Source organism: Sporosarcina luteola, from assembly GCF_023715585.1.
Lineage (GTDB): Bacteria > Bacillota > Bacilli > Bacillales_A > Planococcaceae > Sporosarcina > Sporosarcina luteola_D.
The window spans coordinates 118918-131985 of sequence record NZ_JAMBOK010000002.1 but is presented as its reverse complement, the minus strand read 5'-3'; the positions used below and the strand labels follow the sequence as shown (position 1 = coordinate 131985).

Annotated in this window: 13 protein-coding genes and 1 pseudogene; 4 read left to right on the top strand and 10 right to left on the bottom strand. The window is 45.3% G+C overall.

The window, feature by feature from the left end; all coding sequences use genetic code 11:
* Positions 1–175: 175 nt before the first annotated feature.
* Positions 176–943, top strand: coding sequence for a SurA N-terminal domain-containing protein (locus tag M3193_RS10945; protein WP_251627565.1), 768 nt, complete (start codon positions 176–178; stop codon positions 941–943).
* 180 nt (positions 944–1123) lie between these two features.
* On the opposite strand, the gene M3193_RS10940 is transcribed toward M3193_RS10945, so the two are convergent.
* On the bottom strand, positions 1124–1558 hold the full coding sequence (locus tag M3193_RS10940; protein ID WP_251627564.1) for a YugN family protein: 435 nt from the start codon (positions 1556–1558) through the stop codon (positions 1124–1126).
* Positions 1559–1693: 135 nt separating this feature from the next.
* Here M3193_RS10940 and M3193_RS10935 point away from each other — a divergent pair, with 135 nt between their 5' ends.
* Both M3193_RS10935 and M3193_RS10930 read left to right on the top strand, forming a co-directional pair.
* Positions 1694–2194 (top strand): DUF2243 domain-containing protein, encoded by a 501-nt coding sequence (locus tag M3193_RS10935; RefSeq protein ID WP_251627563.1) that lies wholly within the window; start codon positions 1694–1696, stop codon positions 2192–2194.
* Positions 2187–2975 carry a cytochrome c oxidase assembly protein gene (locus M3193_RS10930; RefSeq protein WP_251627562.1) on the top strand — a complete coding sequence of 263 codons (789 nt, stop codon included), beginning with the start codon at positions 2187–2189 and terminating at the stop codon, positions 2973–2975. Before M3193_RS10935 ends, M3193_RS10930 begins: the two co-directional genes overlap by 8 nt.
* 4 nt (positions 2976–2979) lie before the next feature.
* Here the strand turns inward: M3193_RS10930 and M3193_RS10925 are convergent, their stop codons facing one another.
* From M3193_RS10925 to M3193_RS10895, 7 genes are all read right to left on the bottom strand, one after another.
* Positions 2980–3138, bottom strand: coding sequence for a hypothetical protein (locus tag M3193_RS10925; protein ID WP_251627561.1), 159 nt, complete (start codon positions 3136–3138; stop codon positions 2980–2982).
* A gap of 11 nt (positions 3139–3149) precedes the next feature.
* A complete protein-coding gene (locus M3193_RS10920) occupies positions 3150–4136 on the bottom strand; it encodes an alpha/beta hydrolase (RefSeq protein ID WP_251627559.1) in 987 nt (328 codons plus the stop codon).
* 78 nt (positions 4137–4214) lie between these two features.
* Positions 4215–5141 carry an AEC family transporter gene (locus M3193_RS10915; protein WP_251627550.1) on the bottom strand — a complete coding sequence of 309 codons (927 nt, stop codon included), beginning with the start codon at positions 5139–5141 and terminating at the stop codon, positions 4215–4217.
* A gap of 372 nt (positions 5142–5513) precedes the next feature.
* Complete coding sequence (gene yfkAB, locus M3193_RS10910) at positions 5514–6644, bottom strand: radical SAM/CxCxxxxC motif protein YfkAB (protein WP_251627548.1); 1131 nt, start codon at positions 6642–6644, stop codon at positions 5514–5516.
* Between the two features lie 146 nt (positions 6645–6790).
* Positions 6791–7516 (bottom strand): amino acid ABC transporter ATP-binding protein, encoded by a 726-nt coding sequence (locus M3193_RS10905; protein WP_251627546.1) that lies wholly within the window; start codon positions 7514–7516, stop codon positions 6791–6793.
* Between the two features lie 15 nt (positions 7517–7531).
* Entirely contained in the window at positions 7532–8164 is a 633-nt protein-coding gene (locus tag M3193_RS10900; RefSeq protein ID WP_285847209.1) for an amino acid ABC transporter permease, read from the bottom strand.
* A gap of 68 nt (positions 8165–8232) precedes the next feature.
* Positions 8233–9045, bottom strand: a complete 813-nt coding sequence (locus M3193_RS10895; protein ID WP_251627542.1) for a transporter substrate-binding domain-containing protein — start codon at positions 9043–9045, stop codon at positions 8233–8235.
* 205 nt (positions 9046–9250) lie between these two features.
* On the opposite strand from M3193_RS10895, the gene mgtE reads away from it, so the two are divergent.
* Positions 9251–10609 (top strand): magnesium transporter, encoded by a 1359-nt coding sequence (mgtE, locus tag M3193_RS10890; RefSeq protein ID WP_251627540.1) that lies wholly within the window; start codon positions 9251–9253, stop codon positions 10607–10609.
* A gap of 107 nt (positions 10610–10716) precedes the next feature.
* Here the strand turns inward: mgtE and M3193_RS10885 are convergent.
* Together M3193_RS10885 and M3193_RS10880 are read right to left on the bottom strand one after the other, a co-directional pair.
* Positions 10717–12201: pseudogene (locus tag M3193_RS10885) on the bottom strand (acetyl-CoA hydrolase/transferase family protein); the annotation flags it as partial.
* Positions 12202–12345: 144 nt separating this feature from the next.
* Positions 12346–12984: a LytTR family DNA-binding domain-containing protein gene (locus M3193_RS10880; protein WP_251627539.1), complete on the bottom strand. Its 639-nt coding sequence runs from the start codon at positions 12982–12984 to the stop codon at positions 12346–12348.
* Positions 12985–13068: the final 84 nt, after the last annotated feature.

Genomic DNA, 13068 nt, shown 5'->3' with positions numbered 1-13068 from the left:
CAATGTATCGCCCTTTATTACATATATCCATTATTATTACAGAATATATCAATCCTGTTATAAATATTAAAAGAGAGCGCGTACTGTTTCTTTTTCATAGAATTACCTCTATAATGCGCACTAGATGATTTTTTTAGTGAAAATCATACTTCTAGCTTAAGGGAGGAGATCGATTATGAAAAAAATGATGTTTACATTAATAACCGGTCTATTGGCCGTTGTTTTAGTAGCATGCGGAGGAAATGAAGAAAGTACAGAAGCCCCAAATGATGATAAAGCAAAAACAGCGGAAACCGATCAGCAGAAGGAACAGCAAAAGCAAACGGAAGAAATGCAAAAGAAATTAGAAGAACAGCAAGTAGATGAAAATAAAACTGTTGCCAAAGTGAATGATGAAGAAATCTTAGGAAGCGACTATAATATCGCTCTAGCATCCATACAAGGACAAATGCAGCAAATGGGACAAGATCCGACTTCTAAAGAAGCTGCAGAACAATTGAAAAACCAAACAATTGACAGCTTGGTCGGACAAACCCTTCTTCTTCAAGAGGCAGATAAAAAAAGCTATAAAGTTTCAGAGGAAGATATAAACAAGCAACTAGCTGAAATAAAGAAACAGTTTAAAACAGAAAAAGAATTCGAAGCTGTTCTTAAACAATCCGGCGTCGATATGAAAACGTTTGAAGCTCAATTAGCTGACGATATTAAACTTAAACAGTATGTTGACAAGGAAGTGCCGGTTGGTAAAATAACCGATGAAGAAATTCAACAAATGTATGATCAGTATGCGGAACAAGGAAAGAGTACTGGACAAGAAGTTCCAAAGCTTGAAGACATAAAATCGCAAATAGAACAATCCCTTCAGCAGCAAAAACAGCAGGAAAAACTTGCCCAGCGGGTTGAAGAGTTAAAGAAAAATGCGACGATTGATATAAAGATTTAAGTTGTACACACATAAATGAAATAGCTATATGGGTATTGATAAATGCCCATTTAAACGGAAAGAAGATGAATCTCTACAAAATGTAGTGTTCATCTTCTTTTTATATTCTGTGTGTATATCGGGCTCTTTAGATTGATCATTAGTAGCTACTACTGCCAAGGAGGATTGCTTATATCTAATTCAACTCGTTTTCAATAAATTTTGTGCATACATGCAATCCATCAGATCCTTCACAGCAACTTCCCCCGCATGAATCCATCTGTTTTTATTAATTATCTTCCCATCCTTGTCTATCGGCTGCTGGAATTGACTAAATCCGGTCGCATCCAATAATGAATCACCGTCCCGATCGAGACCGATATGCACGACATGCTTGATGATATAAGGTGTGCCGAATTTGATGGAGGCTTCATAATCGTCGAGCTCGCCTTCCGTCACGACAAAAGGAATTCGGATGTAGATCGTTTCGCCGCCTTCCTGGCACAGAATATGGTCGAAACATCCTTGATCATAATCCCAGTTCCCACCCATGTGATATCCAAGCTCCCTGATACAATCGCTCACAACGCCAAAAGAAGCAGTCTGTCCCTCCAGCCCCGTTTGTAACTTCAACATAACTTCTCCTCCTCTGAATGATTCTTTAGACAGCATTCACAAAACGAGGTGGAGACATACTAAGAAAGAAGAGATTATCATTCCTCCCTAACGGCAATACTTATAAAAAACCATTTGGAGAGGAGTATTTTGACAATGATACATACCGTTGACGCACATTCAGATAACAGAGTACCATTTGCGCGTCGAAACCTTTGGTCAGGCATCCTGTTCGGATTAGGCTTTGTTGCGTTTCTCGATGAGACATTATTTCATCAACTGCTTCATTGGCATAAATTTTATGATAAATCGACTGTTGCGGTCGGGCTCGTTTCGGATGGACTGTTTCATGCATTTAGCTGGTTTGCGACTGTTGGTGGGTTATTTCTTGTTGCCGATTTACGGAGGCGTAATGCTCTCTGGCATAAGATGTGGTGGGGAGGAAAATTGCTAGGCGGCGGGGCTTTTCAACTTTACGATGGTACGATTCAGCATAAGCTTATGCGCATCCATCAAATCCGGTACAATGTCGATATTTTACCGTATGATCTTGCGTGGAATATTTCTGCGGCTATCATGATTGCGGTAGGTATCGGTTTGATTGCGAGTGCAAAACGTGACAAACGGGTGGAGAATGGAGCGTTCTCCAATGCATGATGCTCATTTTCCATTGACTGATTTGCTGTTTGGCATTCCGGCTCTGCTTGCAATAGGATTATATATTGGGGCCGTGTTACTCACGAACAGAAGTGGCCGACTTCGTAAATGGGCTTGGCTTCGCACGGTTTCTTTCGTTGCAGGTGTGTTTATTGCTTCGGCCGCATTGGTCGGTCCACTCGCACGTCTATCCCATGCGGACTTCACAGCTCACATGGCAGGGCATTTACTGCTAGGCATGCTCGCCCCGCTTCTCATTGCACTTGCCGCGCCTATGACATTAGTATTGCGTACGTTAAATGTCCATTTAGCAAGAAAGCTTAGCCGACTGCTGCAAAGTTCGTTTGTTGGTTTCTTCACTCACCCGTTCGTTGCTTCTGTCTTGAACATTGGCGGGTTATGGCTTCTCTATACAACCAATTTATATGTGGCGATGCAATCGAACCTGTTGCTCCACATCATTGTTCATATCCACGTCTTTCTAGCCGGTTATTTATTCACAATCTCTTTGGTTTATATCGATCCGGTCTTCCATCGTTTCAGTTATCCATACAGGACTGTTGTCTTCATCTTGGCGCTTGCCGGTCATGGCATCTTGTCAAAATTCATTTACGCATATCCACCGACGGGCGTTCCTGAAGAACAGGCCAGGATCGGTGCCATGCTGATGTATTATGGCGGCGATGCAGTCGATTTGTTGCTGATTTTTATTCTGTTCAAGCATTGGTACCAATCAGTTCGACTTCGTAAGTTTGCTTCAATGGTGGAAAGGGCAGTGTAGATGCTTATATGGGGAGTCTTTTCGATTTATCGATCATTTCTAGGGAGTTATCGGTCAAGTTCACAAAGTTATCGGTCACCTGTAAGGAGTTATCGATCACTTCAGCAGAGTTATCGGTCACTTTCACAAGTTTATCGTCATTTCGTGACCTTTTACCTAGCAAAAATTTCTACTTCAATTTTCCCCAACCACTTGGACAGACACTTCCTTCCACTCACTCAGCCAAGCATCAAGATGCTTGATTGCATCTGCATGGATCGGTTTACCGATCGTCTTGATGTAATCCTTCTTATACGTGGAAGGGGAGAGTGGCGTAAGTTGTTCTTTCAACCCGTGATCCATATTTTCGATAACGACGCATTTCGACGGGCCTTTTACGTTTTCAGGAATCCTTTTCGCGAATTCAACGCTTGATTGGAAATCCTTTGATCCATTAATCGCCAGCACAGGACATGCGACATGCTTCAGACCTTCGACAATGTCATAGTCAAAATGCTCGCGGAAATATTTCGCGGGCATCTTTATTAAACCGGCAATCCTGACTATATCCTTATTTGACGTCGTCAGTTTCCGGTACGTCGCTTGTGCCTGTTTTTCACCCTTCTCTAGCGTATTGAATTTCCGAATGATAAACCCTTGCAAACCTTTAGCATGTTTCAACTCGGAATATAAATGCTGCCTTTGGAGATCCAGACTTTCACGCAAGCCACCGCCACCGCCGGACAATAAAACCAATCCATTAAACGGTCTTTTCGCGTACAGTGCAGTCCCGACAATGCATCCCTCACTATGGCCAACCACAATTAGCCGATCCGGATCGATGTCAGGATGGGAAGCCAAAAATTCAAGGGCGTTCGCCGCATCCGTTACCGCGTCCCAAAGCCCTGTCTTTTCAAAGTTCCCTTCACTTTCTCCAACGCCCCGTTTATCATACCGAAGCGTTGCAAACCCAATGGTCGAAAGGTGCTCAGCCAGTTCCTTATATATATTGAACTGGAACTTCCCTTTTTCCGCGTTCGCATCCCGATTCAGTTTACCTGATCCCGCAAGTATCAGAATCGCTGGAAGCAAACCTTCTTTACTTGAAGGCAAGGTCAGTGTTCCTTTTAATAAAACATCACTTTTAACGACAACCTGTTGATTCTCCACATGGATTTCCATCGGCTTTCTCCCCTTTTTCCTAAAGGCATCATAACTCTTTAGTTTATGATTCGATGGATTCCTCCTATTCCCCTTCGCCTACACAAACAAAATTCCAGATAAATACACGACAAATGTTACTGTAATAGCGCTTACTATCGTTGAAAACAGAACCGTTTGCGCTGCCAGGTCCGGGTATACGTCGTATTCCAACGCAAGTGACGAACTGTTTCTTGACGTCGGAAAAGAACTCGCGATGAACAATGATTGCGCAACTACGCCATCCAGCCCGAAAAGGAAAATGAGAAGCAATGCAACGCTTGGACCGATGAGAAGTCTTCCAATACTGCTCGTAACAATCGTCCGATTCAAAATCGTCTTCAATTCAATTTGCGCAAGCTGCGCTCCCAATAAAATAAGGGCAATCGCCAAAAATGCATCCGCCAGATGACTGATCGGCGCCCAGACGAAGTTCGGAATCGGGATTTGCAGCCAATTCAACAAGCCGCCGAGGAGCATCGCGTGGATGACTGGCATTTTTAATAGTGATCTCAGGATTTCCAATCCGGACTTTGTTGCGGATATCAAATTATACAATCCATATGTATAGGTTAAAACGTTTTGAAAGACCATCACGATAATTTGAATGGAGATGCCGAGGGGATTCGCGTGGAATAGCAGCTGACTGACCGGTATTCCATAATTCCCCGAGTTAATTAACGAAATGCTGTTTTTGAATATCGCGGCTTCCCCTCTGTCTAACTTCAATAATTTACTCAATATAGTTGTGACAATGATGATCGCTAAACTGAAGGCGACTAGGTAACCGATGATTTCCAAGAGAACCTGGACATCAATTTCTGTTTCATATAAATTAATGAAAACGGCCGCCGGCATGAGACAATATGTAATCAGATTCGAAACTGCTTTTAAATTGAATGCGAATTTCCGTTGCAAACCTGCGCCGAGGACTACAAGGATTAAAATGGGCAAGATTACATTTAGGAAAATGGATCCTATGAACATGAGGGCCGCCCCCTATATCGGTTTAAAGAAATCTCTTCCATTATGAGTATACAGGAAAGCAATACGTTGTTGTAATTATGAAATAGTTATGACATGACATAAGAAAAGGACTTCCTACAATCCGGAAGTCCTTTCTTTATCGTCTATTGTTTTCCCCGGATGGATATCGGCCAGTTGCCGGGAGTTATCAATCATTTACTGTAAGTTATCGGTCAGTTGCCGGGGCTTAACAGTCACTTCAAGCGAGTTATCGGTCAGTTTCACAAAGTTATCGTCATCTTGTGACTTTATACCTGCAGAAAAAGCTCTTTATTTGTCAAAGGCACTTGGCGCGCGAATTAGGGTTTCATTACATGCAATCTTCCGCGGACTTCATTCCCCTACAATATTCGCCCGTTTCAGAGTGAAATCTTCCTCGGGATAATAAGCATCTTTCACCAAGAGATTCGGCCCTAGGCATTTCACAGCAGGACAGTGGCAGCCAACCGTTTTTGCAAGCGGACGTTCCAGCCATCTGTCGAGCATTTCTGGCAGAGAATCGTCCTGGATATTGCCCATTGGAGGCGTATCGCCGAAATCGGTTACGATGACGTCGCCTGTGAAAATGTTGACGTTCAAACGGGAGCGTCCGTCCGGATCGTTGCGTACTGAGACGTTTTTGCTGCTGTAAATGCGTTGCAGCAGCCTCAAATCTTCTTCGTCTTGGCTGCAAGGATAGAACGGCAATGTACCGAACAGCATCCACACATCTTCATTCCGCATATCCAATAATTGATGGATCGCTTCTCGCGTTTCGTCGAGCGACAGTACTTCTAGCTGTGAAGCGAAGTCACTCGGATACATTGGGTGCACTTCATGCCTTGCACACTTCATCTCCTCAACAATTTGGCGATGGATATGGCCAAGATGCGGCAACGTCCGCTTATTCAACATCGTCTCTGCAGATACCATCACACCCGCTTCCGCCAATGCGCGGCTGTTGTCAATCATCCGCTGGAACTGCTCGGCACGGCGTTCCCTTGGAGGCTTTCTTTCCATATTCGCGAAACCACCGTCAATGAAATCATCAACTGTCCCCCAGTTATGGGATATATGTAAAACATCCAAATAAGGTGCAATTCCCATATAACGATCAAGTGGCATCGTCAAATTTGAATTCATTTGCGTCCGAATGCCATTTTCATGTGCATATCTCAGTAAAGGCAAAACGTATTGCTCAATCGACTTCTTTGAGAACATCGGCTCGCCGCCTGTTATGCTGATCGTCCGTAAATGCGGAATTTCATCGAGTCGGGAAAGGAGTAAATCGATTGGAAGGGCATCCGGATCTTTATGCTGCAGCATATAGCCGACCGCACAATGCTCGCATCGCATATTGCACAAATATGTAGTCGTAAACTCTATGCTCGATAACGTTAATTTGCCATGCTCCTGCACGTCTAAGTAAGCTTCCCACGGATCATAGGAAGGTGACATTTTGTTTAGTGTTGCTATCGTATTCATTTTCTATGACTCCCTATCAAGTAATTACATTAAAATAGTATGCGCTTCATCCCTTCCTTTTGCAACCTGAGTCCCTCTGACAAACAAGACAAAAAAGCATTGGGAGAGCTACTCCCGATGCTTTTTGTCTCGCTATATGTTCAGTCCTATAAATCCACCATCTCCAAAAATTGCCGTGTCCGTTCGTTTGTGGAGCGGTTGAAAAATGTATCCGGGTCGGCATCTTCAATGATACGCCCTTCATCGAGCATGATGATGCGGTCCGCCACCTCTTTGGCGAATTTCATTTCGTGTGTCACGACGACCATCGTCATCCCTTCATCGGCAAGCTCCTTCATCACTTGAAGGACTTCCCCGACGAGCTCCGGATCGAGTGCGGATGTCGGTTCATCGAATAACAACGCTTTCGGCTCCATTGCGAGCGCCCGTGCGATGGCTACACGCTGTTTCTGCCCGCCCGATAATTTATTCGGATAGACATCCGCTTTATCGGACAGCCCGACTTTATCCAACAGGGCAAGCGCCAGTTGCTTCGCCTTCTCCTTATCCGCCTTCTTCACGATCAACGGAGCTTCCATAATGTTTTCAAGCACCGTCTTATGCGGAAACAGGTTGAAGTGCTGGAACACCATGCCCACTTCTGCACGGACATTCGATAAGTCGTCCTTCTTCCGGTCGATTTTCCGCCCGTCGATCAAAATGTCTCCCTCTTGCGCCTTTTCAAGGAAGTTCAGGCAGCGCAGCAATGTGCTTTTCCCGGAGCCACTCACTCCGACAAGTACGACGACCTCACCCGGATTAATGTCGATATCGATCCCTTTCAACACTTCGAGATCACCGAATGATTTATGGAGATTTGTTGTTTTAATCATGTGATTTCCTCCAGCCTACGATTTGTCCACGTTCAATTTATTCTCATACAGCTTCAAGAGCCCTGTGAAGATCAGGACGAGAACAAGGTAATACATGCCTACGACAAGGAATGTCTCGAACGGCAAGAAGGATGACGCCGCCTCCCGATTTGCGAGGCCGAACAGTTCCGTCACTCCAATAACATAGACGAGTGACGAATCCTTCAATGTAATGATGAACTGGTTGCCGAGCGGCGGAATAGCACGGCGCAATGCTTGTGGAAAGATGATACGGCGCATCGCTTGACTGCGATTCATGCCGAGTGCAAGGCTCGCCTCCCGCTGCCCGCGGTCAACCCCTTGGATCGCCCCCCGGAACACTTCCGCAATATAGGCCCCGTTATGGACACCGAGTGCAATCGCCCCTGCCCAGAAATTCGACAGGACGACGATCGACGTAATCCCATAGTATAAAAACATGATCTGTACGATGAGCGGCGTCCCGCGGATTAACGTAATATATAAGTTTGCAATCGTTTGTAAGATTTTCGATCTCGATATTTTCATTAACGCAAAGACAATCCCGAACACGGTTCCCAACACAATGGCAATGGCAGTTATTTTCAATGTGACAAGTGCCGCTTTCAGGAAGCCTTCGTACGTGCGCATGAACACTTCAGATAACGTTATCAATATATCAGGCACTGGTCACTCCCTCTTTCCGTTACAAATCTGTTTTATTCTAGTAGTTCAGCATCTTCCAAATCGATATCCAATAGATTCCGGCCGAACCATTTTTGCGAAATTTCCTCATACGTTCCGTCATCGATAATTTCTTTCAGGGCTTTGTCAATCGCGTCACGGAGCTCTTCATTATCCTTTTTCACCGCAACCGAAGGCTGTTCGACCCATAACGGGTTGCCGACTTCTTTAATGGCAAAGCCGTTATCCTTTGCTTCGAAACCGACGATGTCCGATGTAATGACGGCATCCAATCGATTTTCGACCGTCAAATCTTTCAGTGCGACGACATCGCTGCTATAGTATTGAAGATTGTCCGATAATTCCTTTGCCGGCTCTTCATATGTTGATTGTGCAATGACGCCGATCTTCTTGCCTTTCAGGTCTTCAGGGGACTTGATATCGTTATTGTCCTCCGCGACCCAGATCATTCCGCCTGAATAATAGTACGGTTCTGTGAAGGCTGCTTGCTCGGCGCGTTTTTTCGTATAAGCCATCGAACCGATGATGGCATCGTATTTATTCGCGACTAGTCCTTGAAGGATCGTTTCGAATGGGTTCGTCACCGGATTCGGCTCCAGGCCCATCCTCTCCGCAATCGCCGCTCCAATTTCCATATCGAACCCCGTCAATTCGCCATTTTCCTCGAAATTGAACGGTTTATAGAGACCACTTGCCGCATATGTCAATTTGCCTTTCTCAACAAGGCGATACCCGTCGCCATTCGCTTCGGTCTTGTCACCACCGCAAGCCGCTAGCACGAATGTTGCAGCAATAAGTAAAAATAATAGCGTTTTCCATTTTCCCATTTTACTAACTCCCTTTTTCCCGACAAGATGCCGTCTATTTCTTGCTTACTAACTCTCTTTCCCTATCATTTTCGTGCTAAACATTACTTTCTGATTTTTACTAGAGTATAGTTCAGCGACTCCATTCCGTTTATTCACAATAGAAACAGGGAATTGAACAAGTTAGCAAGGCTTTCCTATACATAAAAAGAGAGGTGAAGGGGTCATGGCATTAAACGGTGAAAAAGAAGATGTTTCGCGCGCGATTGTCCACGTTTTGAAGGAAGGGCAAAAGGATACATTTCAAAAGATCGTAAGTGAATTAAGCTCATATGAAGTATCGAGACATTACCGGGGACTACCCCGTAAGAGAAGAATTCTATTTTTAGAGTGGCTCTCTTTAGATCAGCTCGTGACGTTGCTTAGATATTTGACTCGCAGCGAACAGCTTCGCGTATTGAAGAAGATCGGAGCCGTCCGCTCCACGGAATTACTGGAACTATTGAAGAGCGACGACCTTGCCCATCTACTGTCCGATTTACCTGATAAAGAGGTCAATGCACTCATTGCCGAAATGCGGGACGAAGAAAAGAAGGACATCCGTAAAAAGATGAAGTATCCGAAAAAGTCAGCCGGTCGCGCGATGATCAGCCAGTACGTGTGGGTCCATGAATCCTATACGGTTGAAAAAACAATCAATAAGTTGAAATACTTCCGGGATTTCGCGGATTATTTGAATTACGTTTATGTCATCAATGATGAAAAAGAATTGGTCGGCGTCGCTTCCTATCGTGACTTGCTCTTGAACGAACCTGGTGATGCGATAACAGATGTAATGACGACGGACATCGTCAAGGTGCATGAAAATACGAAAGAGAGTGAAGTCGCCAGGATGATCGGACGGCATGATTTCTTGTCCGTTCCCGTTGTGAATGATAACAATATTTTAGTCGGCATCATTACTGCTGACGATGTACTCGATATAGTCGTTAGGGAAGCGAATCAGGATATTGATATGTTGCTTGCTTCCGGTAAAGAGATCGACTTTTATACAAAACCCCTTGTCGCAACATATAAACGGCTCCCTTGGCTTATTTTGCTTTTATTCATAGGGCTCGTATCAGGTAGCATTATTGCGAAATTCGAGGCAACACTCGAAGCTGTCGTGGCATTGGCGTTTTTCATGCCGATGATTGCGGGAATGACCGGAAACACAGGAACCCAATCGTTGGCTGTCGTCGTCCGTGGGCTTGTCACCGAGGAATTGACGATGAAAAAGACACTTAGCCTGGTATTCCGAGAATTGCTCGTCGGCATCATGCTCGGAATTGTCTGTGGTGCTGTCATCTCCGTCATTGCGTATATTTGGCAAGACAGCTTCACACTTGGTCTAGTCGTCGGCTCTTCCCTCGTCGCGACGCTGATCATCGGGACGTTGGCAGGAACCATTATTCCGTTGATCTTGAGTAAATTCAAAGTCGATCCTGCGGTAGCATCCGGCCCGCTCATTACGACGATCAATGACATTTTATCCTTATTGATCTACTTCGGGATCGCAACAATGTTCATTTCGAAATTGATGTAGAGAACGAAAAAAAGCAGCCCCATTGGCTGCTTTTTTTCATTGGCGGGTATATAGCAAAGTTCGATGGGTTGGTTGACGTTAGACGCGTTTCTCAGTAAGTGGGCGCACGTACCATGCTGCATGAGATTCACATGCCAGGAGAATGCTTTTTCAAGCACATGCGGCGTGTGGCCGCCTCTATCAAGAGCTTCGTAGAAGTACTCCCATAGTTGCGTACGGTACATCGGGTGCGCACAATTGCCGATGATCAGCTCGACACGTTCTCTCGGCGCAAGTCCGCGCAGATCCGCATACCCGTGCTCCGTCACGATGACATCGACGTCATGCTCCGTATGATCCACATGCGAAACGAACGGCACGATGCTTGAAATGTCTCCGTTTTTAGCAATCGATTTCGTGACAAAGATGGCAAGCCTTGCATTCCTGGCGAAATCACCGGAGCCGCCAATGCCGTTCATCATCTTCGTCCCCGTCACATGGGTCGAATTGACGTTGCCGTAAATATCGAGTTCAAGCGCAGTGTTGATGGAAATCAAACCGAGTCGGCGGATAATTTCGGGATGATTTGAAATTTCCTGTGGACGCATGATCAGTTTGTCCCGGTAGTTATCCAGATTGTTGAAGACCTTTTCCATCTTCTCCTGCGACAGCGTAATTGACGCACACGAAGCGGTGCGGATTTTGCCCGCGTCAATCAAATCGAATACCGCGTCCTGCAGCACTTCGGAATACACTTCAAGATCCTCGAATTCCGAGTCAAGCAAACCATGCAGAACCGCATTCGCTTGAGAGCCGATTCCTGATTGGAGAGGGGCTAGCCGGTTCGTCAATCTTCCCGCTTCCACTTCCGAACGAAGGAAGGATAGCAGATGCTCTGCCATAACTTCCGTGTCGCGGTCAGGCTGAGTGATGGTTGACGGAGAGTCCTGTTGGTGAGTGAACACAATACCCTTCACTCGATCCACGTCAATTGGAATGCCGACCGTACCAATCCGGTCGCTCGCTGCCGTCAATGGAATCGGGTTCCGTTCGCCCTGTTTGCCCGGGTCATACAAATCATGGATGCCTTCCCATGCTGTCGAATGTGCTGTATTTATTTCAATAATAATTTCCTTTGCATGCTGCGCAAATGATAACGAGTTGCCTACGGAAGTAGACGGAATGATCATTCCATCCTCCGTCACTGAAATCGCTTCCAATATTGCGAAGTCGATCGGTTCGGTCACATTTGTGCGGATCCACTCTGCCGTATGGGATAGATGATGGTCGACAAAAAGCAGTTCCCCGTTGTTAATGCCGTTGCGCATCGCCTTTTCCGCTTGGAACGGCAGCCTCTTTTTCACGATGCCCGCTTCCGCGAATAATTTATCGATATCGGAGCCGAGGGATGCCCCCGTGAACACATTCACTTTGAACTTTTCGGTTTCAGCGCGTTTTACTAACGCCATTGGTACCGCTTTCGCGTCACCTGCACGTGTGAATCCGCTCAACCCTAATGTCATTCCATCTTTAATCCAAGAAGCGGCCACTTCAGGTGACACGACCAAGTCTTTCAATTTTTCAAGTCTGATACGATCCATATGGTTACCCATTTAAATCGCCCCTTTTCATAACTTTTAGATAATTGAATTATACCTCGCTTGCGTGCTGAAAAGGGGATTTGTGAATAAACTACCGGATTTGAAAACAGACAAGCTTATTCAGTGGCTGAAACAGCATATTTTTGATTAATCACCTTAAAATCCTAACAGTTTACGAAAATAACTGGAATACGATTGACTTACTGGGATTTGGGCACCGTCGTTCATAGAGAGGGTGAATGTCGAGTGGGTATCCGGATAAATCGCTTTAATTTGTGTTACGTTGACGATGAACGAACGATGGCAACGGACGAACAATTCATGCGGCAGCACAAATTCAAAGTTTTGCAATGAGTGCCGATGGGTTCCCGTAATATGATCCGCGACGACGACCGTTCTCCGATCCCGCACTTCAATATACTTCACTTCGGGAAATGGGACCGGCACCCAGCCGTCATCCGTTTTTACTGTAACAACCGACTTCCCTTCCGTATATGCAGGGTAGATAGCAACGACGCAACCGTCCAAAACGCCATCATCATGGAACGGGACGGCCATTCCGTGATAAGGAACTCCAAAGACATCACGGTTGATGAATTCGGAAACCTTCTGCCCTTCCGTCAGTGCCTTATAGGCGATTGTTCCTTCCCGTACAGGGTCGCCCGGTCTGATTTTCAAGTCGATCCGCTTGCTCGGCCTGTAGTAAATATATTCTTTTGTATTCGATACGACGATGGAGATTTCATCAGCAAACAACTCGCCGACAACGTCGAGGAGAGATTCCACGTTTAACAACGCACCTCAAACTCCTTTCATAATCAATTCGTACACGTATAAGTTTTCATGTACAATATTCCAATTTTCATTTATAATGAAAAG